General features: G+C 71.5%; 16 protein-coding genes. 4 read left to right on the forward strand and 12 right to left on the reverse strand.

Annotated elements, in window-relative coordinates; genetic code table 11:
* The gene (locus ACFVX6_RS16205; RefSeq protein ID WP_389691878.1) at positions 1-2,058 is read right to left on the reverse strand and encodes a hypothetical protein; all 2,058 of its coding nucleotides are present in this window, start codon (positions 2,056-2,058) and stop codon (positions 1-3) included.
* A 302-nt stretch (positions 2,059-2,360) separates the two neighbouring features.
* On the reverse strand, positions 2,361-3,386 hold the full coding sequence (locus tag ACFVX6_RS16210) for an ATP-dependent 6-phosphofructokinase (RefSeq protein WP_243336280.1): 1,026 nt from the start codon (positions 3,384-3,386) through the stop codon (positions 2,361-2,363).
* A 311-nt stretch (positions 3,387-3,697) separates the two neighbouring features.
* Here ACFVX6_RS16210 and pta point away from each other — a divergent pair, with 311 nt between their 5' ends.
* The 3 genes from pta (at position 3,698) to pyk (ending at position 8,565) form a co-directional block, all read left to right on the forward strand.
* Positions 3,698-5,779, forward strand: a complete 2,082-nt coding sequence (gene pta / locus ACFVX6_RS16215) for a phosphate acetyltransferase (RefSeq protein ID WP_389691880.1) — start codon at positions 3,698-3,700, stop codon at positions 5,777-5,779.
* Between the two features lie 77 nt (positions 5,780-5,856).
* Entirely contained in the window at positions 5,857-7,071 is a 1,215-nt protein-coding gene (locus ACFVX6_RS16220; RefSeq protein WP_389691882.1) for an acetate/propionate family kinase, read from the forward strand.
* A 63-nt stretch (positions 7,072-7,134) separates the two neighbouring features.
* Positions 7,135-8,565: a pyruvate kinase gene (gene pyk, locus ACFVX6_RS16225; protein ID WP_389691884.1), complete on the forward strand. Its 1,431-nt coding sequence runs from the start codon at positions 7,135-7,137 to the stop codon at positions 8,563-8,565.
* A gap of 125 nt (positions 8,566-8,690) precedes the next feature.
* Here pyk and ACFVX6_RS16230 read toward each other — a convergent pair whose 3' ends face one another.
* The 4 genes from ACFVX6_RS16230 to ACFVX6_RS16245 form a co-directional block, all read right to left on the reverse strand.
* On the reverse strand, positions 8,691-9,944 hold the full coding sequence (locus ACFVX6_RS16230) for a hypothetical protein (protein ID WP_389691886.1): 1,254 nt from the start codon (positions 9,942-9,944) through the stop codon (positions 8,691-8,693).
* Complete coding sequence (locus tag ACFVX6_RS16235) at positions 9,934-10,518, reverse strand: DUF6114 domain-containing protein (protein ID WP_389691888.1); 585 nt, start codon at positions 10,516-10,518, stop codon at positions 9,934-9,936. Before ACFVX6_RS16235 ends, ACFVX6_RS16230 begins: the two co-directional genes overlap by 11 nt.
* 126 nt (positions 10,519-10,644) lie before the next feature.
* Positions 10,645-11,274: a DUF6230 family protein gene (locus ACFVX6_RS16240; protein ID WP_250744779.1), complete on the reverse strand. Its 630-nt coding sequence runs from the start codon at positions 11,272-11,274 to the stop codon at positions 10,645-10,647.
* Between the two features lie 594 nt (positions 11,275-11,868).
* Positions 11,869-12,876 carry a tetratricopeptide repeat protein gene (locus ACFVX6_RS16245; protein WP_389691890.1) on the reverse strand — a complete coding sequence of 336 codons (1,008 nt, stop codon included), beginning with the start codon at positions 12,874-12,876 and terminating at the stop codon, positions 11,869-11,871.
* Between the two features lie 294 nt (positions 12,877-13,170).
* Here ACFVX6_RS16245 and ACFVX6_RS16250 point away from each other — a divergent pair, with 294 nt between their 5' ends.
* Positions 13,171-13,833 carry a TetR/AcrR family transcriptional regulator gene (locus ACFVX6_RS16250; protein WP_389691892.1) on the forward strand — a complete coding sequence of 221 codons (663 nt, stop codon included), beginning with the start codon at positions 13,171-13,173 and terminating at the stop codon, positions 13,831-13,833.
* On the opposite strand, the gene ACFVX6_RS16255 is transcribed toward ACFVX6_RS16250, so the two are convergent.
* The 6 genes from ACFVX6_RS16255 to ACFVX6_RS16280 all read right to left on the reverse strand — a co-directional run bounded on the left by ACFVX6_RS16255 (position 13,775) and on the right by ACFVX6_RS16280 (position 20,106).
* Positions 13,775-14,326, reverse strand: a complete 552-nt coding sequence (locus ACFVX6_RS16255; RefSeq protein WP_389691894.1) for a hypothetical protein — start codon at positions 14,324-14,326, stop codon at positions 13,775-13,777. The genes ACFVX6_RS16250 and ACFVX6_RS16255 overlap by 59 nt on opposite strands.
* A gap of 34 nt (positions 14,327-14,360) precedes the next feature.
* On the reverse strand, positions 14,361-16,061 hold the full coding sequence (locus ACFVX6_RS16260) for a methylmalonyl-CoA mutase (protein ID WP_389691896.1): 1,701 nt from the start codon (positions 16,059-16,061) through the stop codon (positions 14,361-14,363).
* A 99-nt stretch (positions 16,062-16,160) separates the two neighbouring features.
* Positions 16,161-16,490, reverse strand: coding sequence for a DUF3817 domain-containing protein (locus tag ACFVX6_RS16265; RefSeq protein ID WP_389691898.1), 330 nt, complete (start codon positions 16,488-16,490; stop codon positions 16,161-16,163).
* Positions 16,491-16,559: 69 nt separating this feature from the next.
* The gene (locus tag ACFVX6_RS16270) at positions 16,560-17,699 is read right to left on the reverse strand and encodes an MBL fold metallo-hydrolase (protein WP_389691900.1); all 1,140 of its coding nucleotides are present in this window, start codon (positions 17,697-17,699) and stop codon (positions 16,560-16,562) included.
* 10 nt (positions 17,700-17,709) lie between these two features.
* Positions 17,710-18,219 (reverse strand): MarR family winged helix-turn-helix transcriptional regulator, encoded by a 510-nt coding sequence (locus tag ACFVX6_RS16275; RefSeq protein ID WP_389691902.1) that lies wholly within the window; start codon positions 18,217-18,219, stop codon positions 17,710-17,712.
* Between the two features lie 21 nt (positions 18,220-18,240).
* Entirely contained in the window at positions 18,241-20,106 is a 1,866-nt protein-coding gene (locus ACFVX6_RS16280; RefSeq protein ID WP_389691904.1) for an MFS transporter, read from the reverse strand.
* Positions 20,107-20,261 lie beyond the last annotated feature (155 nt).

Raw genomic sequence — 20,261 nt, forward strand, 5'->3', positions numbered from 1 at the left:
CTAGGGGGGCGGCTGCGGCGCGCCCACCCCGGTCGCCGTGTTGCCCGCCGGGGACTGGCCCTTCGACACCCGCCCCCCCCCCGGCGGGCCGCCGCCCCGCTGGGTCGGCGCGGCCGGGCCCTCGGCGAGCGCCTTCTTCAGGTGGACCAGCGAGGTGTCGTACTCCTTCGCGAACTCCTGCTTCTTGGCGCCCTTCTCGGTGGGCGGGCCGCCCATCTTGACGTAGAAGATCTCGTACAGCTCCACCATGTCGCCCGCCCGGTGGTTCAGGAGCTGGGCGAGGAAGGTGGACTTCAGGTTCAGGTACGAGTCGTTGGAGTAGAGGGCGATCACCGGGCCCGGCCGGTCCTTGAGGTCGCGCCCGACGAGCGCCCGGGCCGGCGGGCCCATGTCGCTGCGGGCCTCGCCCCTGGCCCACTTGAGCATCGGGCTCTCGTTGAAGGCCGAGGTCGTGTTCAGCCGCTTGGCGAAGCTGATCCACCCCGAGGGGACGCCGAACTGCACGCCTCCGAACAGTGCGAGTGCGGCGACCACGGCGAGGCCGGACTGCAGCAGCCGCTCCGCCCGGCGGCGGCGGACCGAGCCCTTCGACCGTTCCGCGGGCGTCAGCAGGAGCCCGACCAGGCCCAGCGAGATCACGCTGATCACCAGACCGGCGGCGGCCAGCTTCTCGAAGTAGTACGAGAGGTAGCCGATGGTCTTCGTCTGGTAGACGCCGAAGAGGGTGAGCATCGTGATCGCGCCGAGGACCAGGACGAGCACCATCTGCCCGGTGCCGGTGCGCCGGTTCATCCGCAGGGAGGCGGCCAGCAGGGCCGCCAGGGCGCACCCGATGAGCACCGGGCGGTCGGGGACGACCATCGGGCCGGCGAGGTTCGAGGTCTTGGAGACGTCCAGCTTGGTCAGGACGGAGAAGATGCTGGGCAGTCCCGCGATCAGCGTGCCGCCGGCGAGCACCCCGAGGAGGAGCCCCCGCCGGGGGGCGAAGCGCCGCCGGTGGACGACGAGGACCGCGGCCAGGGCGAGGCCGAGCAGGGCCCCGTAGAGGTTGTAGACGAAGGTGACGGTCACCAGGCCGGCCACCCCGACGAGGGCGAACTCGGCCCGGCCCATCGCGGGCCGCACGAGCAGCGCCAGTCCGACGGCGAGGAACAGCAGGCCGACGGTCTCGGAGTCGAAGCCCTTCTCGACGAGGTTCGCCATGGAGCCCGACAGCATGACCGCCATCACGCTGGCGCAGACCACCGCGGCGCGCCAGCCGCGCAGGCGCGGGCCGCCGATCCAGCGGGCGGCCCAGACCAGGACGGCGCAGAGCAGCGCGTAGGCGCCGATGACGTACAGGAGGTACCGGTTCATCATCTCGGCGGCGGGGCCGCCGTCGGTCGAGGACTTGACGAGGACGTCGATCCACGCCAGCAGGAAGTGGGTGCCCTGCGGGTAGACGGCCTCCGAGGGGGTCATCATGAACGTCTTGGCGGCCTCCTGGTGGAGGAAGTTGTAGCCGCCCACGTGGTGGATGCCGTCGAAGTACGAGAAGTGCCCCATCCGGTCCTCGGACGTGACGAAGAAGGCCAGCCGCTCGGTGATCGACTTACCGGCGAGCGGGTGGTGCATGTAGTGCCAGACCACCGCGAAGGTGCCGAGCACCAGCGCGTCCGTGCCGCGCAGCCGCAGGGGGATGTGCGGGCGCCGGCGGGACAGCCAGCCGCAGACGGACACGACGGTCAGCAGGAAGCCCGCGCCGGGGACCGGGGCCAGCCCCCACGGCCAGACGGAGAAGAGCAGTCCGAAGGCCATGACGGCGCCGCACAGGATGAAGGCGGAGACGACCAGCCGGTCGAGGAGGCCGCCGCCCACCCGGATCAGGGAGCCGATCGCCAGGACCAGGACGGGGATCAGCACCACGTCCAGGCTCAGTGCGTCGAGGAGCAGCGGCAGCGCCCAGGACAGGCCCACGGCCGCGGCGAGCACGAACCACCGCCGCTGTACCGGGGCCGGTGCCGCGGCCGGGCCGCCGGACTGTGCCGCCTGCGGGTTCTCGGCGTTCCTACTGGTCAAAAGGGCAGGGCGGGTCGCCACGGGAGACGGGAACCTTCCATCGTGCGCACGGGAGCCGGATGAGGGCCTGGACTTCGCGGCCCGATCCGGCCATGTGCGGCTCGGCCGATCAATCCCCCAACGGCGGAGTCTTCGGATCATAACGCGGGGAGGGGTCCGAACGAGGTGTGGCCCGTCCCCGTCCCGGTGGGGACGCGGACGGGCCGTCCGGGCCTGACGGCCGGTCTCCGCGGCCCCGGAGGGGCGGTGCGGACCGGGCCGTTCGGCGGCGGAATTCGGGACGGAAGTCCCGGCCGGGGCGGTCAGAAGACGGACTCGGCCTCGTACATGCGGTCCTCGGGGACGGTCTTCAGCTCGGTGACGGCGTCGGCCAGGGGGGCCATGACGATGTCGGTGCCGCGCAGGGCGGTCATGTTGCCGAAATCACCGCGGTGGACGCCCTCGACCGCGTGCCAGCCGAAGCGGGTCGCGAGGACGCGGTCGTAGGCGGTGGGGGTGCCGCCGCGCTGGACGTGGCCGAGGATGACCGGGCGGGCTTCCTTGCCCAGGCGCCGCTCCAGCTCGACGGCGAGGCGGTTGCCGATGCCGGCGAACCGCTCGTGGCCGTACTGGTCGATCGCGCCCTTCTCGTACGGCATGGAGCCCTCGCCGGGGTGCGCGCCTTCGGCCACGCAGATGACGGCGAACTTCTTACCGCGGGCGAATCGTTCCTCCACCATCTTGACCAGGGCGTCCACCTCGAACGGGCGCTCCGGCAGGCAGATTCCGTGGGCGCCGCCGGCCATGCCGGACTCCAGGGCGATCCAGCCCGCGTGCCGGCCCATGACCTCGACGACCATGACGCGCTGGTGCGATTCGGCGGTGGTCTTGAGGCGGTCGATGGCCTCCGTGGCGACCATGACGGCGGTGTCGAAGCCGAAGGTGCGGTCGGTGGAGGAGATGTCGTTGTCGATGGTCTTCGGCACGCCGACGACCGGCATGCCGGCGTCCGACAGCATCCGGGCGGCCGTCAGGGTGCCCTCGCCGCCGATCGGGATCAGGGCGTCGATGCCGTAGCGCTTCGCCAGTTCGACGGCGTTCTCGGCCGCTTCGTGGAGGCGGGCGCGCTCCATGCGGGCCGATCCGAGGATCGTGCCGCCGCGGGCGAGGATGCCGCTGACTGCGTTGATGTCGAGGGGGCGGAAGTTGCCGTCGAGGAGGCCCTTGAAGCCGTCCTCGAAGCCGATGACCTCGTCCCCGTGCCCGACCACGGCACGGTGTACGACCGACCGGATGACAGCGTTCAGGCCCGGGCAGTCGCCGCCTGCGGTGAGAACTCCGATACGCATCGTGCTGTGTCTCCTGCTCCTGGTCGTACCTGGCTGTTCGCGTGCGGGCGTCCAGCCGACCGACGTACATATGAGATGCCGTATGAGGTGCCGCATGAAGGGCATATTGATGAAGCCTGTCCGATTGTTCCACGGGCCCCGGGGGGTGCGCGCTCCGTGGCACTCCGTCCGCGGGGGGCCCGCAGGGCCTTTCGGCCCCCTTGTGCAGGCCCTTCTCCCGGCGGGCGTCCTAAGGAATCACAGGGGTATTGTCAAGAGGTCAAGCCCACATTAACTGGGACAACCGACTCGAATTGGGACGGAGAGCACGCGTGACGCGCAGCGTGTACGTGACGGGGATCGAGCGGGGGGACGGCCGCCAGGTCGTCGAGCTGGGCATCATGGAGCTCCTGACCCGCCAGACAGGCCGGGTGGGCGTGTACCGCCCCCTGTTGCACGACGGGCCCGACCGGCTCTTCGACCTGCTCAAGGGCCGGTACCGGATCGACCAGGACGCCTCCACGGCCTACGGCATGGAGTACCACGAGGCCTCCGCCATCCTGGCGGAGAAGGGCACCGACGAACTGGTCTCCCAGCTCGTCGGCCGCTACCACAAGGTGGCGCGCGACTACGAGGTCATGCTGGTCCTCGGCACCGACTACGCCGACACCAACCTCCCGGACGAGCTGGCGCTCAACGCCCGCCTCGCCAACGAGCTGGGCGCGCTGGTCATCCCCGTCGTGGGCGGCACCAAGCACCCGGCCGAGGCCGTGCGCGCCGAGACCCGCAACGCCTACCGCGCCTACGAGGCGCTGGGCTGCCACGTGGGCGCGATGGTCGTCAACCGGGTGGCCGCCGAGGACCGCGAGGTGATAGCCGAGCGCCTGGCCGCCAGGCTCCCCGTGCCCTGCTACGTCCTGCCGGACGACAAGCACCTGTCCGCCCCGACGGTCGCCCAGATCACCCGGGCGCTCGGCGGCGAGGTGCTCCTCGGCGACGAGGCCGGACTGGCCCGCGACGCCCTGGACTTCGTCTTCGGCGGGGCCATGCTGCCGAACTTCCTGAACGCCCTGACTCCCGGCTGCCTGGTCGTCACCCCCGGGGACCGTTCCGACCTGGTCATCGGCGCGCTCGCCGCGCACACCTCCGGCACCCCGCCGATCGCCGGCGTGCTGCTGACGCTGAACGAGCGCCCGGGCAAGGACATCCTGACGCTGGCCTCCAAGCTGGCACCGGGCACCCCGGTGGTCTCGGTGGCGGGCAACAGCTTCCCCACGGCCGCCGAACTCTTCTCCCTGCAGAGCCGGCTGAACTCCGCGACCCCGCGCAAGCTGGAGACCGCGCTCGGCCTGTTCGAGCGCCACGTGGACACCGCAGAGCTGCGCGAGGTGCTCTCGGTGGCCCGCTCCGAGCGGGTCACGCCGATGATGTTCGAGAACCAGCTGCTGGAGCAGGCCCGCGCCGAGCGCCGCCGCGTGGTCCTCCCCGAGGGCACCGAGGAGCGCGTGCTGCGCGCCGCGGACGTGGTGCTGCGCCGCGGGGTCTGCGACCTCACCCTGCTGGGCGAGGAGCAGGCGATCCTGAAGAAGGCCGCCGACCTGGGCATCGACATCTCGGCCGCCCAGCTCATCGACCCGGCGACCTCCCCGCTGCGGGAACGGTTCGCCGAGTACTACGCCAAGGCCCGCGCCCACAAGGGCATGACGGTCGAGCTGGCCCACGACGTGGTCACCGACGTCAACTACTTCGGCACCCTGATGGTCCAGGAGGGCCTCGCCGACGGCATGGTCTCCGGCTCGGTGCACTCCACCGCCGCCACCATCCGCCCGGCCTTCGAGATCATCAAGACCAAGCCCGACGCGTCCATCGTCTCCTCGGTCTTCTTCATGTGCCTGGCCGACAAGGTCCTCGCGTACGGCGACTGCGCCGTGAACCCGGACCCCAACGCCGAGCAGCTCGCCGACATCGCCGTCCAGTCGGCCACCACCGCCGCCGCGTTCGGCCTGGAGCCGCGGATCGCGATGCTCTCGTACTCGACCGGCACCTCCGGCTCGGGCGCCGACGTGGACAAGGTCCGCAAGGCCACCGAGCTCGTCCGCGAGCAGCGCCCCGACCTGCTGATCGAGGGGCCGATCCAGTACGACGCCGCCGTGGAGCCCTCGGTCGCCGCGACCAAGCTGCCCGAGTCCGAGGTGGCCGGCCGCGCGACGGTGCTGATCTTCCCCGACCTCAACACCGGCAACAACACGTACAAGGCCGTGCAGCGCTCGGCCGGCGCCGTGGCCGTCGGCCCGGTCCTGCAGGGTCTGCGCAAGCCCGTCAACGACCTCTCGCGCGGCGCCCTGGTCCAGGACATCGTCACCACCGTGGCCATTACCGCGATCCAGGCGCAGTCCCGTCCCGTGACCGGCTGAGCCCGTGGCCGGCTCGGCCCTTGACCGGCTGAGCCCCTCCCCCACCGAGCCCCCACCGCAAAGGAAAGACCCTCATCGTGACCGCATCGCGCGTACTCGTCCTCAACTCCGGCTCCTCGTCGGTGAAGTACCAGCTGCTCGACATGGCGGACTCCTCCCGCCTGGCAGTCGGTCTGGTGGAGCGCATCGGCGAGGAGACCTCCCGGCTCAGTCACGAGCCGCTGACCGGACCGGGGGCCGCGGGCGGCAAGCGCGTGACGACCGGTCCGATCGCCGACCACGGGGCGGCGCTGCGGGCCGTCTCGGCGGAGCTCGCCGCCGACGGCCTGGGCCTGGACTCCCCCGAGCTCGCCGCCGTGGGCCACCGGGTGGTGCACGGCGGGACCAAGTTCACCCACCCGACGCTGATCGACGACGCCGTCCTCGCAGAGATCCGCGCCCTGATCCCGCTCGCCCCGCTGCACAACCCGGCGAACGTGACCGGCATCGAGGTGGCGCGCGAGCTGCGCCCCGACCTGCCGCAGGTCGCCGTCTTCGACACGGCCTTCCACTCGACCATGCCGGAGCACGTGGCGCGGTACGCGATCGACGCCGCGACCGCCGACAAGTACTCCATCCGGCGGTACGGGTTCCACGGCACCTCGCACGCCTACGTCGCCCGGGCCACGGCCCGGCTCCTCGGCAAGGCCGAGGAGGACGTGAACGTGATCGTCCTCCACCTGGGCAACGGCGCCTCGGCCTCGGCCGTGCACGGCGGGGTGTGCGTGGAGACCTCCATGGGGCTGACCCCGCTGGAGGGCCTGGTCATGGGCACCCGCTCGGGCGATCTGGACCCTGCGGTCGTCTTCCACCTGGCACGGGTGGGGGGCATGTCCATCGACGAGATCGACTCGCTGCTCAACAAGAAGAGCGGTCTGCTGGGTCTGTGCGGCGACAACGACATGCGCGAGGTCCAGCGGCGGGCGGCGGAGGGCGACGCCTCCGCACGCCTGGCCCTGGCCTCGTACATCCACCGTCTGAAGAAGTACATCGGCGCCTACTCGGCGGTCCTCGGCCGGGTGGACGCGGTCGCCTTCACGGCGGGCGTGGGCGAGAACTCCTCCCAGATCCGGGAGATGGCCCTGGCCGGTCTGGCCGAACTGGGCCTGGCGCTCGACCTGGAGGCGAACTCGGTGCGGTCCTCCGAGCCGCGCCTGGTGTCCGCGGAGTACGCACGGGTGGCCGTGGCCGTGGTCCCGACGGACGAGGAACTGGAGATCGCCAGCCAGACGTACGCGCTGGTTACCGGGTAGTCACTTTGGACTTTCCGCCAGACGGAATATTCCGCTACGAAACAAACCGATAGGATCCGCTCCATGCGCCGTTCCAAAATCGTCTGCACGCTGGGCCCCGCCGTCGACTCTTACGAGCAGCTGAAAGCTCTCGTAGAGGCCGGTATGAACGTGGCCCGATTCAACTTCAGCCACGGCTCCCAGGCAGAACACCAGGAGCGGTACGACCGCGTCCGGAAGGTCTCCGAGGACACCGGGCGTGCCGTCGGCGTCCTCGCCGACCTCCAGGGGCCGAAGATCCGCCTGGAGACCTTCGCCGAGGGTCCCGTCGAGCTCGTCCGCGGTGACGAGTTCATCATCACCACCGAGGACGTCCCGGGCGACAAGTCCATCTGCGGCACGACCTACAAGGGTCTGCCGGGCGACGTCTCCAAGGGCGACCAGATCCTGATCAACGACGGCAACGTCGAGCTCCGGGTGACCGAGGTCGAGGGCCCCCGGGTCAAGACCATCGTCATCGAGGGCGGTGTCATCTCGGACCACAAGGGCATCAACCTGCCGGGTGCCGCCGTCAACGTCCCCGCCCTGTCGGAGAAGGACGTCGACGACCTCCGCTTCGCCCTGCGGATGGGCTGCGACATGGTCGCCCTGTCCTTCGTGCGTGACGCCGACGACGTCAAGGACGTCCACAAGGTCATGGACGAGGAGGGCCGCCGGGTCCCCGTCATCGCCAAGGTCGAGAAGCCCCAGGCCGTCGCCAACATGGAGGGCGTCGTCGCGGCCTTCGACGCGGTCATGGTCGCCCGTGGCGACCTCGCCGTCGAGTACCCGCTCGAGAAGGTCCCGATGGTGCAGAAGCGCCTCGTGGAGATGTGCCGCCGCAACGCCAAGCCGGTGATCGTCGCGACCCAGATGATGGAGTCGATGATCACCAACTCGCGCCCGACGCGCGCGGAGGCCTCCGACGTCGCCAACGCGATCCTCGACGGCGCGGACGCGGTCATGCTGTCCGCCGAGTCCTCGGTCGGTGCCTACCCGATCGAGACCGTCAAGACGATGTCGAAGATCGTCGAGGCGGCCGAGGAGGAGCTCCTGTCCAAGGGCCTGCAGCCGCTGGTCCCGGGCAAGAAGCCCCGCACCCAGGGCGGCTCCGTCGCCCGCGCGGCCTGCGAGATCGCGGACTTCCTGGACGGCAAGGCCCTGGTCGCCTTCACCCACTCCGGTGACACCGCCCGCCGCCTGTCGCGCTACCGCGCGAACCAGCCGATCCTGGCCTTCACCACCGACGCCGGCACCCGCAATCAGCTCACCCTGAGCTGGGGCGTCGAGTCCTACGTCGTCCCGCACGTGGACAACACCGACTCCATGGTCGACCTCGTGGACGTGGAGATGCTCAAGCTCAAGCGGTACAACAAGGGCGACACCATGATCATCACGGCCGGCTCGCCCCCCGGCGTCCCGGGCACCACCAACATGGTCCGGGTCCACCACCTGGGCAGCGGCGCCCGCGACTGACCTCGCACCGCCGCAGCGCTCCACGCGTAGGACTCTGCCGCACAGAGACCGAGGGCGGCACCCCGATCCGATGAGGATCCGGGGTGCCGCCCTCGGTGCGTGCGGCCGCGCGAGGCCGTACGCGTCTACTCCGCCGGGCCGATGTAGTTCTTGAGGCCCGGGACGGTCAGGGTGCCGCCGAACTGGCCGGCCTGGACGACCGTGACGTTCGTGAAGAACGCGAACGGCACGTTCAGGGGCGGCGGGCTCTTCGGGGTGAACTCGATCGGGATCAGACCGAAGAGGTTGCCCTTGAGGCTCTCGGTGTACATCGTCACCTTGGCCCCCCGGATCTTCGAGGTGGACCCCGGACGGGACTTCAGGTGCGTGACCTGCGCGCCCTTGCCGACCGTCTGGTAGAGGTCCTTGATGTCCAGCGAGTCCGCGGTGAACTTCAGGACGGTCTTGGTCTTGCCGCCCGCCGTTTTCACCTCGACGATGCCCTCGTAGTCGAGGCCGTAGAGGGTCAGCAGCGAGCTGTCCAGGTACCAGGGCTCGTCCGGGAGCAGCGGGATGCCCTGCTCCAGTTCGGCGGCGGCCAGCGCCTTGGCGTCGTAGGTCGGGCAGGGGAAGGGTTCCTTCCCGTTCTTGCCCTTCGCGCCCTCCGTCGCCGTTACCGGCACCGGCTTGGGCTTCGGCTTGGTCGCCTTGCCCGTCTCGTCCTTCGGGGCGGTCGCGGTGCCCTTGACCTCCTCGGAGAGCTCCGAGACGGTGACGCCCGCCGTCTTCGCGGCGTCGCGGATCGCGGCCTCGGCCGGGTCCGCTGCGGGCGCAGCGGTGGCGGTCGTGGTCGGGGTCGGAGTCGGCGCGGCCGGGGTGCCCGTGAGGGGCTTGCCGAGCGCGTCGACCAGGCCCTTGATCGCGTCGCCGACGCCGAGCGGGTCCAGCGGGTTCGCCGCCTTGGCCGGAGGCACCGCCGCCGGCATGACGCCGGGCTTCTCGACGGGCTTCGACGCGGGCTTGGTGGCCGACGGGCTCACGTTCGGCGAAGGCACCGCGGTGGGCGACTTGCCCGGTGCGGGAGTCGCAGCAGGCGTCTTCGAAGGAGTCTTGGAAGGCGTCTTCGCCGACGGGGACGCCGACTCCGCGGGCTCGTCGGACCGCGTCACGCACGGTCCGGGCGCGAAGGGGATGTCCTTTTCGTCGGCCACGGCCAGCTTCGGCGCCATGCTCATGCCGACGAAGACCGCGGTCGGCATGGCGGCCAGCGCCATCGTCTTGCCGACGGGTATCTGGATCTTGGTCAGCAGCGACTTCCTGGGCGCCGCGTGGCGCGGGCCCTTCCTTTCACGGGACTCCGCACCCGGAGCCTCGCCCCGTTGCGTTTCGTCACCCCGCACTGTTCCTCCCGCCATCGGCGTGGGCAGTCGTCTCGCTCGCGTATGCCGGCGTTTCCGTTTCGCGCTGTCCCGGGACCCCGTGGGGGCCCGCCATCGCCTCGGCCTTGCCCAGGTTCACGGTGTGCGCCGGGTCTCTGGTGTCCGCCGCTTCCGTCTCCGCCACCGGCTTGCCCGGTACCCAGGACAGTGCGAGACCGCCGCCGACCATCGCGAGGATGAGGCCGGCGCCGAAGCCTCCGAGGTTGGAGACCGGCAGGGACACCAGTCCCAGGAGGATGGCCGCGACACCCGCGAAGATCCGTACGTTCTGCTGGAACCAGAGCGTCAGCCCCAGCGTTGCCAGGAGGACGCCGATGATCAGCGAGCCGGCACCGGCCGTCGTCGCCATCGCGATGGTGACGTTGCCGAGCCGGACGTCCGCGTACGGGAAGTAGGCGATGGGGAATCCGGCGATGAGCGTGATCAGCCCGGCCCAGAAGGGGCGCTGACCGGACCACGCGTGGAAGCGGTAGTACACCATCGTGAGCCAGGCGTCGTCTTCGGCGCGCACGTAAACCGGGGCCTGGGGGTTCATGGACAACAGCTCCCTGGAAACGGGTGGTACTGAGAACTATGTGGAGCCCGGACGGGCGGGCGACGGCGGCGGCTGCCCTCACCGCCCGCCCGTCCGGTTACGCACTCGGAGCGATGGCTTCGCGTCCTAGTAGCAGGGCTGGTCTCCGCCGAGGAGGCGCAGCTTGAGGTCGGGCAGCTTGAAGGTGCCCGCCGTCGTCGCCCACGCCTTCTGGCGCACGTTCGACAGCACCGCGCGGTCCGCACGCTGCGAGAACGCGTACTTGTTGGCGACCGTGCCCGCCTGCGGCTTCGTCTTGTGAGACGCATCGCCGACCGCGACACCGATGTCCAGGTTGGTGAACTCGGCGTCGGTGTCCAGCTCGGCAACATCCAGGTAGATGTTGTCGGCCACCGCGGGCTTGCCCGGCTTGGTACCCGTCTGCAGCTTCAGCGTGATGTTGCCGAGCGGCGTCGGGGTGACCAGCGACTGGCACATGTTGGTGATCTCGGCGTGGCTGAACCCGGAGATGGTGACCGGGTGGTGCGCCGCCGTGCCGTCGAGGTTGTGACCCTCGGCGACGCCGCCGTACTGGATCAGGTTCTGACCGTCGAGCTTGTCGGCCGAAACCTTGAAGTCCTGGCCCGAGACGCTGAAGGACGCCGCGAGGGCACCCTGCGCCAGACCCACACCGACCGCCGCCGTGGCAGCGATGCTCGGCACCATGACGAGCGCGAAGCGCTTCCATCTGGTCCCGCCACGAATCTGGGAAATCATGTTCGTTCCTCCTTCTCGGACGTACATCTCCGGTCCGGGCGGTGCCCGTCCTGGGATGGGAGAAGTGCTACGTCCTCGGGAAGGAGCGCGAGCGGCCGAGCCGCGGCAATGCCGCGTCCGTACACCGGCGTTCACCCCCGAGCGACAACCACTTGGCCACGCGTTCGCGCAACCTGGGGGGACAGGCCCCGTCGTGTGACGGAGACCCCCCTGTCCCACGACCGGTGCCACTGCCACCGGCCGGCCCGGTGGGGACCCTCCACCGCGGCTCCGGGATGAGCGGCTCTGCGGGAAGGACCGAGCGTCGCCGATCGTGGTCCATTCACGGCCGGGGCACAAGGGGGTTCGTTACTGGCGGGTAACGGCCAGATAACCTGAGGGAGTACCCACCCCGTCGGGCAGCAACACAGGGTGTCACCAAGGGCCACGACAGACCGGGGGAAGAGTGAACACACCGGACAGTTCACGGGGTTCGATTTACTGCGAGTAACAGCGGCCGCGATTACCAAGTTTTGGCAAAGCGCGGCCGCTGTTTATCTCCGTGTCAACAAATCACCGGTGGTGTGCCGGTGCTGTGTCGGTCCTGTGTCGGTGCTAGAAGAGCACCCGCGCGAGCGCCGTACGCGCCGAGGTGACGAGCGGGTTGTCCGGACCGACCACTTCGAACATCTCCAGGAGCCGGACGCGCACCGCGTCCCGGTCGTCACCGAACGTCACCTTCACGGTGTCCACCAGCCGCCCGAAGGCGTCCGCCACGTGACCCCCGGCCAGATCCAGGTCGGCCGCGGCGATCTGCGCCGCCGGGTCCTTCGGGTTCTCGGCCGCCGCGGCACGCACCGCCTGCGGGTTCATCTCCTTGACCCGGACGAACAGCTCGGTCTGGGCGAGGCCCAGCTTGGCGTCGGTGTTGGACGGATCGGCCGCCAGTACGTTCTTGTAGGCGCGCACCGCCCCGTCGAGGTCGTCGGCGTCCAGCGCCTCGATCGCCTCGTCGAGCAGCGCGTCGTAAGGACCGGCCGGCTCCTCGACCTCCACCGCGCCCGGACCCGGGGCGGCGGCGCCCTCGGCGCCGGGGTCCACCTCGACGCCGATGACCCCGAAGCGCTCCTCGGCGATCTGGACCAGCTGGGCCAGGACCCCGCGGACCTCGCCCTCGGACACGAAGTCCTGGAACAGCGGCATCGCCTGGCCGGCGACCACGGCAAAAACGGCCGGGAGGGCCTGGATGCGGAACTCGCGGATCAGGTTCTGGTTGGCGGCGACATCGAGCGCGGCCAGCGCCAGCCGGCCGTTCGCCTCGAGGGTGAGCCGCTCCAGCAGCAGGCTCAGCTCCCGCCCCTGCTCGAAGCCCTCGGCGCGGAAGTCGAGGATGACCGGAACCTCGCCCGAGAGCGGGACGACATGGCTCTCGAAGCGGGTCTCGTCGGTGTCGAAGACGAGCGCGGACGGCGGAACGGCCCCGGCGGGCGCGGGCGCACCGCCCTGAGCGGCCTTCCGGGCCGCCTCGGCGCGGGCCTGCTCGGCCTTGGCCTTGGCCTCACCGGCCGCCTTCACCGCGGCGAGGTCGACGACGCCGCTCATGGACATGTTTCTGGGCTGCATGCGTACATCCTCCCCCGAGTGCGCGCGCCGACGAAAAAGATCGGCCGAAACGAACCGATCGCGGTACCTGCCGTGCCGTACCTGCCGTGCTGTATCTGTCCTGCTGTATCTGTTGTGCCGTACCTGTCGTGCTGTGGCGCCGGGTCCCCACCTGGCGCCGGTAGCTCTTCGCGTGGTTGTCGCTCTTACGCTACGAGTCGTAGCGTAACTCCCTCCGCCCGTCCGCGGGTCGTGATCTGAACCACAGGCCCGAGGGGCCGATCGGCCCTGCTACCGGCGGGTATGGTCTCGGCCATGCGCAACCCCAGCTCGGACACCTCCTGCCCGCCCGGCCGCACCGGCCGCCCGCGCAGCGCCGCGGCGGACGCCGCGATCCTCGCCGCGACCCGGGACGCGCTGGTGGAGCTGGGCTGGTCGAAGCTGACGATGGGGGACGTCTCGGCGCGGGCCGGGGTCGCGAAGACCACCCTCTACCGGCGCTGGGCGGGCAAGAGCGAACTGGTCGTGGACGCCGTCGCGGAGCTCTTCGACTCCCTCGAACTGCCCGACCGGGGATCGCTCGAAGCCGACATCGAGTACGTGGTGCTCCAGTTCGCGGCGCTGCTGCGGCGCCCGGAAGCCCGTACCGCCCTGATGGCGGTCGTCGCCGAGTCCACCCGGGACGAGGCCCTGAGGGACCGGATCCGGTCGGCGATCGTGGACCGGCAGAAACGTCTCGTCGTACTGGGGCGCGAACGGGCGCAGGCCCGGGGCGAACTCCCCTACGAGGAGGACGAGTCCCTCGCCTCCCACACCACGGACCTGATCTTCGACGTGATCGCCGGCACGGTGGTCCACCGGGCGCTGGTGAGCTCCGAACCGGTGGACGAGCTGTGGGTGGCCACCTTCACGGCCCTGCTCATGTACGGCCTCCAGGGTTCCGCCGCCGGCCCTTCCGGCCCCGCACCGGCGGTGTGACCACGGCGGGCCGGCCGCCGTCCGACAGGGGCAGGAAGTCCTCGCACCAGGCCGGCGCCGAAGCGATCAGCGCCTCCGAGCGCGGATTGTGGCCCGGCCAGGGCCTCGGGCGCCCCGGCCAGTCGGCCCAGCGCAGGCTGTCGGCCTCCTCGGGCGGCAGCAGCCCGGAGGCCACCAGTGCCGCCCGGCCCGCTTCGAGCCCGGCGAGCCGGTAGCCGTACTCCGAGGAGTCCACCTCGTGGACGTGGGCGTCGGTGAGCAGCACCGACGCCGCCACCCCGTCGAGGCCGCGCACGATGCCCGCCCGCACGCAGGAGGCGAACACCTCGGGCAGCCGACGGTCCGCCGGCACGGCGTTCAGGACCTCCGTCAGACCGCTCCGGCCGGGCGGCTCGAAATCGGCGGCGATGTACGCGTACGGCCCGCAGTTGGTCTGCATGAGCACGCGGGCAGTCACCCCGTACACGGGGACGGGAAGGTGGCGGCCTGTCATGGCCGCCACCTTAGGCGTCGCGCGCGACGGGGCGTCAGAAGCCCGGCGGCTCCGTGTACGTGCCCCACTCGTCCCGCAGCAGGTTGCAGATCTCGCCCATCGTGGCCTCGGCGCGCACCGCGTCGAGCATCGCCGGGATCATGTTCGACCCGTCGCGGGCGGCGGCCAGCATGGCGTCCAGCGCCGCGGTCACCTTCGCGTCGTCCCGGCCGGCCTTGCGCTCGGCGAGCTCGCGGACCTGCACCTTCTCCACCTCGTGGCTGACCCGCAGGATCTCCAGGTCCCCGGTGACCGAGCCGTGGTGGACGTTGACGCCCACGACCCGCTTGTCGCCCTTCTCCACCGAGCGCTGGTACTGGAAGGCCGACTCGGCGATCTCCCCGGTGAACCAGCCGTCCTCGATGCCCCGCAGGATGCCCGAGGTGATCGGGCCGATCGGGTGCTGCCCGTTCGGGTGGGCGCGCAGCCCGCGCTCCTTGATCTGCTCGAAGATCTTCTCGGCGTCGGCCTCGATGCGGTCGGTGAGCTGCTCGACGAACCAGGAGCCGCCCAGTGGGTCGGCCACGTTGGCCACGCCGGTCTCCTCCATCAGCACCTGCTGCGTGCGCAGGGCGATCTCGGCGGCCTGCTCGCTCGGCAGCGCGAGGGTCTCGTCGAGGGCGTTGGTGTGAAGGGAGTTCGTGCCGCCCAGGACGGCCGCGAGGGCCTCCACGGCGGTGCGCACGACGTTGTTGTAGGGCTGCTGGGCGGTGAGGGAGACCCCGGCCGTCTGGGTGTGGAAGCGCAGCCACATGGTCTTCTCGGACTTCGCCCCGTACACCTCCTTCATCCAGCGGGCCCAGATGCGGCGGGCGGCGCGGAACTTGGCGATCTCCTCGAAGAAGTCGAGGTGCGCGTCGAAGAAGAAGGAGAGCCCGGACGCGAAGTGGTCCACGTCCAGCCCGCGCGAGAGGCCGAGCTCCACGTACCCGAACCCGTCGGCGAGGGTGTACGCGAGCTCCTGCGCGGCCGTGGCCCCGGCCTCGCGGATGTGGTAGCCGGAGACGGAGAGCGGCTTGTAGGCGGGGATGCCGTTCGCGCAGTACTCCATGAGGTCGCCGATGAGGCGCAGGTGCGGCTCGGGTTCGAAGAGCCACTCCTTCTGGGCGATGTACTCCTTGAAGATGTCGGTCTGGAGCGTCCCGTTGAGGACGGCCGGATCGACGCCCTGGCGTTCGGCGGCCACCAGGTACATGCAGAAGGCCGGAACGGCGGGGCCGCTGATCGTCATGGAGGTGGTCACGTCGCCGAGCGGGATGTCCTTGAACAGGATCTCCATGTCGGCGGCGGAGTCGATGGCGACCCCGCAGTGGCCGACCTCGCCGAGCGCGCGGGGGTCGTCGGAATCGCGTCCCATCAGGGTGGGCATGTCGAAGGCGACGGAGAGCCCGCCGCCGCCGGCGGCCAGGATCATCTTGTAGCGCTCGTTGGTCTGCTCGGCGTTGCCGAACCCGGCGAACTGCCGGATGGTCCAGGTCCGCCCCCGGTAGCCGGTGGCGTGCAGGCCGCGGGTGTACGGGTACTCCCCGGGCCAGCCGATGCGCTCGAAGCCCTCGTACGAGTCGCCGGGCCGGGGTCCGTAGACGGGGTCGACGGGGTCGCCGGAGAGCGTGGTGAAATCGGCCTCGCGCGTGCGGGCCTTGTCGTACCGGGCCTGCCAGCGACGGCGGCCTTCCTCAATGGCGTCAGCGTCCATACCGATGAATTTACTAGGACGTCCTAGTAAATGTCGATGGCCAACCCCCGGGGAGTCGCCCCGGGGGTGGATGGATCACCGCGAGCGGATCACCTGAGGTCAGGCGCGGGCACCGGCCGGATCGCCGACGACGAGGGGCTCGACCTCGGCGCGGATCTTGCGCTCGACGAAGAACGCGGCGAGCGGGATGGTGCCGGAGACCAGGACCCAGAGGAGCTTGCCGAACGGCCACTTGGCCTTGGAGCCCAGGTCGAAGGCGAACACCAGGTAGATCATGAACAACACACCGTGCGCCTGCGAGACCGCGAAGGTCAGGTCGGCGCCGGTGTCGAAGCCGTACTTCGCCACCATGCAGGCACAGAGGATGAGGAGCATGACCGCGGTCACGTAGGCCATGACGCGGTAGCGGGTCAGCACGCTTCGTTTCATGCCGTCGAGCCTAGCCGTCCGGTTTGCACGATCTTGACGGGGGCCGGGTTGGCGCCCTGCCCGCCCGGGTCATCCGGAGCCGGTCGGCGGGGCCGGCTCCGGGTTGCGGAGCGGTGGCCGCGACCAGGGCGCGTCGAAGGCGCCCGAGTCCGGCCGCAGACCGAGCTCGTGGAGCAGGTTGACCGCCACCATGGCGGTGAACAGCGCGTTCGGGTTGGCCCCGCCGATGCCCAGCTCCGCGACGGCCCCCGCGAACGCGTCCGGCCGGACCCGCGCGCCCTCCCCGGTCAGCCCCAGCGCCACCCCCTGCAGCGCGGTGGCCTGCTCCAGCAGGCCTTCCAGGTAGGACGCCGCTTCGGCACGGCGGCGCACGGCGAAGGTGTGCCCGTCGGTGAGCAGCTCCGCCTCCCCCCGCTCGAAGAGGAGGGCCGCGGAGGCCAGGACGGTCTGGATCTTGAGCTGGTCGGCGTCGGCCATCGCACCGCAGGGCCCGTTGCCCTCGTCGGACAGGTGCAGGACGCCGGCGTCCCGGAGGTGCACGATCACGTGCCCGGCGCAGTGGCCCTGGCTGCGCAGCACCCGGACCGCGCCGTCGGCGAAGGTCCAGCCGGTGAACCGCAGCGGGCCGATCCGGATCCGCTCCAGCGGCCGTTCCTCGTAGGTCCGGGTCTTCGCGCCCAAGGGCCGCATCGGCCGGAAGAGCGCGACCAGCCCGGCCGCGGTCCGCCCCGGGTCGGGCAGCGCCGCGGCCCCCGCGGCCCGCTCGAAGGCCCGGGCCCAGTACTCGGCCGGGTCCCGCATCTGCGGCAGGTCGGGGGCGGGGACCCAGTGCTCGGCCGGTACGCCCAGGCCGTCGGCCAGGTCGTTGTTGCCGACGTGGTCGAGGTGGCCGTGCGTGGTCAGCACCAGGGCCCGGGACCAGGGGCCGACGCGGCCGGTCGCCTCCAGCAGTGCCGTGCGGAAGGCCGTGGTGACACCGGTGTCGACGACCACGAGGGTGTCGCCGGCCCGGTGCACGAGGGCATTGGCGACGTCCGGCTGGCCGTGGGCGAGGTCCAGCCCCTGCCCGAGGACCAGTACGGTCCGGTCGTCGATCTCGATCAGGTCACCGAGCGCGGTCATCGGCCCTCCGCGGTCCAGTCCGGGCACCCCTGCCGAGCGTACGCCGACGTCGGAGAGGGCGCCGTCGGAGACGATCCCGGCCCGCATCAGGCGGCGGTCAGTTCTCCTCGAAGTCGGCCGCGGCCACCCGGAGCGGGCGCAGGAGCGCGAAGATCTCCCCGCACTCCTCGGCGTCGTAGGCACCCAGCCCGAAGTCGATCTCCATCAGCGCCTTCGTGGCCGCCTCGACCACCTCGCGGCCCTTGTCCGTGATCGACGCGAGCGTGCCGCGCCCGTCGTTGGGGTTCGGGCGCCGGGCGACGAGCCCGGACTTCACCAGTCGGTCCACGGTGTTCGTCACCGACGTCGGATGCACCATCAGCCGCTCGCCGATCTTCGACATCGGCAGTTCCCCGGCCTTGGAGAAGGTCAGCAGCACGAGCGCCTCGTAGCGCGCGAAGGTCAGGCCGTACGGCTTGACGACCGCGTCGACCTCGCCGAGCAGGATCTGGTGCGCCCTCATGATCGAGGTGATCGCGGCCATCGAGGGCACCGGGCCCCAGCGTTGCTGCCAGAGTTCGTCGGCGCGGGCGATGGGGTCGAAGGGAAGGCTGAGCGGTTTCGGCACGCACCAGACCCTACCGGGCGGTCATTTGGCGGCGGGAACCGTCTCACGCCTCGGCCCGCCATGCCTCTGCCCGTCCGTCCTGCGCACCTCGGCGAGCAGCAACAGGACGACCCCGGTACCGAGCACCGCGGCCGACGCGACCACCACGTGGACGGGCAGGAACTCCGCCGCGACTCCGGCGAGCGCCATTCCGACGCCCTGAAGGGTCATCAGCCCGGTGCTGAGCAGGGTCATCGCCCGGCCGCGCAGCTCCTCGGGTACGGCCTCGACGTACCACTGGTCGAGCCCGAGGGTGTAGGCGTGGGCCAGCCCGGCCAGGACGAGCGTGCCCAACAGGAGCGGCAGGCCGGGCCGGACGGCGTACGCGAGCAGCGGCAGCAGCGAGACGGCCGCGAGCGGGGCCGTGATCCGCGAACGCGTTCGGGCGGTGAGCGCGGAACCCGCCCACACCTCCCCGGCGATGGCGCCGACGGGCATCGCGCACATCAGCAGCCCGAGCCCCGCGGTGGAGGCGCCGAGGCCGGTGGCGTACGGGGTCAGCAGTGCCTCGGGCACGACCACGAAGAGCGGCGGCAGCCAGGACAGCAGGGTGAGGGCCCGCAGCCGGCGGTGGCCCAGGACGGCGCGCAGTCCGGCGATCGGGGAGACCCGCGGGCCGGCGCCCGCACTCCGGGCGGGCCGGGCCCGGGTGCCCAGGCGCAGCAGGGCCGCGGAGCCGAGGAAACCGGCGGCCGTGAGGAGGATGGCCCCGCGCGGGGCCAGCACGGTGAGCAGCAGGCCGCCGAGCCCGAAGCCGATGAGCTGGGCGCTCTGCGCCACCATGCGCAGCAGCGAGCGGCCCAGGACGTACGCGTCGCCGGCGCCGAGCACGTCGGCGAGGGAGGCGCTACGGGTGCCCTGGAACAGCGGCGCGACGAAGGCCATCGCGCAGCGCAGTACGAGGAGCAGCGCGACCGGGGTGCCGGGCGCGGCCATGGCCGCCGCGCAGGCCGCGCAGACGAGGTCGCAGCCGACGAGCACGCGGCGGGCGGGGAGCCGGTCGGCCAGCGGCGCGAGGAGGGTGCCGCCGAGGGCGTAGGGGAGGAAGCCGAGGGCGAAGGTGAGCGCGCTCATCAGGGGGGAGCCGGTGGCGCGGTAGACGAGGACGGTGAGGGAGATCTCGGCGATGACGACGCCGAGCACGGACAACAGGTGCGCGGCGAAGACCGGCCGGAACTCCCCGACCCGGAAGACGGCCCGGTACCCGACGGGCCCCGGCACGGAGCCCGGAACGGACGCCCCACCCGTGCCGGGGGCGGTGGCGGCGGACTGGGCCCGGCCCGCCGCGCCAGCACCGGGGGCGGTGGCGGCGGACTGGGCCCGGCCGTCCACGCCCGGCCCCGGGGCGGACCCGTCCCCGGGCGAAGCAGCCTGCCCGGAAGCGGTGGCGGCGGCCGGGGCTTGGGCTTGGCCCGGCGTGCCCGCGCCGGGGGCGGTGGCGGTGGCGGTGGCGGTGGCGGTGGCGGTGGCGGACTGAGCCCGGCCCGCCGCGCCCGCGCCAGGGGCGATGGCGGACCGAGCCCGGCCGTCCGCCCCCGGCCCCCGGACGGGCCCGTCCCCGGGCGAAGCAATCTGCCCGGAAGCGGTGGCGGCGGCCGGGGCTTGGGCTTGGCCCGCCGCGCCCGCGCCAGGGTCGGCGGCGGACTGAGCTCGGCCCGCCGCGCCCGCGCCCGCGCCGGGGGCGGTGGCGGCGGACTGAGCCTCGCCGTCCGCGCCCGGCCCCCGGACGGACCCGTCTCCGGGCGAAGCAGCCTGCCCGGAAGCGGTGGCGGCGGACTGGGCTTGGGCCTGGCCCGGCTTGCCCGAAGCGGTGGTTGCCGAGGACGCGGACGGGTCTGCGGTGGTCATACGGTGCACTTTGGCGGCGCCTAAGCTGGGCCGACAGAGATTCGTCCCCACCCGAATCACGGCCTCGGGCCCGGGCGGCGGCGCAGCCCGGCCCGGCAGCCCGGCAGCCGGGCCCGGCACCCCGCCTGACCGGCACGCTCCTCCCGCCCGACCCC

Origin of the sequence: Streptomyces sp. NPDC058289 (assembly GCF_042880975.1) — a bacterium.
GTDB lineage: Bacteria > Actinomycetota > Actinomycetes > Streptomycetales > Streptomycetaceae > Streptomyces > Streptomyces stoeckheimensis.

Bases quoted from the DNA above. Each gene is read 5' to 3' on its own strand.
- ACFVX6_RS16210 (WP_243336280.1), bottom strand. From the start codon at position 3,386: ATGCGTATCGGAGTTCTCACCGCAGGCGGCGACTGCCCGGGCCTGAAC.
- pyk (WP_389691884.1), top strand. From the start codon at position 7,135: ATGCGCCGTTCCAAAATCGTCTGCACGCTGGGCCCCGCCGTCGACTCT.
- ACFVX6_RS16235 (WP_389691888.1), bottom strand. From the start codon at position 10,518: ATGAACCCCCAGGCCCCGGTTTACGTGCGCGCCGAAGACGACGCCTGG.
- ACFVX6_RS16240 (WP_250744779.1), bottom strand. From the start codon at position 11,274: ATGATTTCCCAGATTCGTGGCGGGACCAGATGGAAGCGCTTCGCGCTC.
- ACFVX6_RS16245 (WP_389691890.1), bottom strand. From the start codon at position 12,876: ATGCAGCCCAGAAACATGTCCATGAGCGGCGTCGTCGACCTCGCCGCG.
- ACFVX6_RS16250 (WP_389691892.1), top strand. From the start codon at position 13,171: ATGCGCAACCCCAGCTCGGACACCTCCTGCCCGCCCGGCCGCACCGGC.
- ACFVX6_RS16255 (WP_389691894.1), bottom strand. From the start codon at position 14,326: ATGACAGGCCGCCACCTTCCCGTCCCCGTGTACGGGGTGACTGCCCGC.
- ACFVX6_RS16260 (WP_389691896.1), bottom strand. From the start codon at position 16,061: ATGGACGCTGACGCCATTGAGGAAGGCCGCCGTCGCTGGCAGGCCCGG.
- ACFVX6_RS16265 (WP_389691898.1), bottom strand. From the start codon at position 16,490: ATGAAACGAAGCGTGCTGACCCGCTACCGCGTCATGGCCTACGTGACC.
- ACFVX6_RS16270 (WP_389691900.1), bottom strand. From the start codon at position 17,699: ATGCGGGCCGGGATCGTCTCCGACGGCGCCCTCTCCGACGTCGGCGTA.
- ACFVX6_RS16280 (WP_389691904.1), bottom strand. From the start codon at position 20,106: ATGACCACCGCAGACCCGTCCGCGTCCTCGGCAACCACCGCTTCGGGC.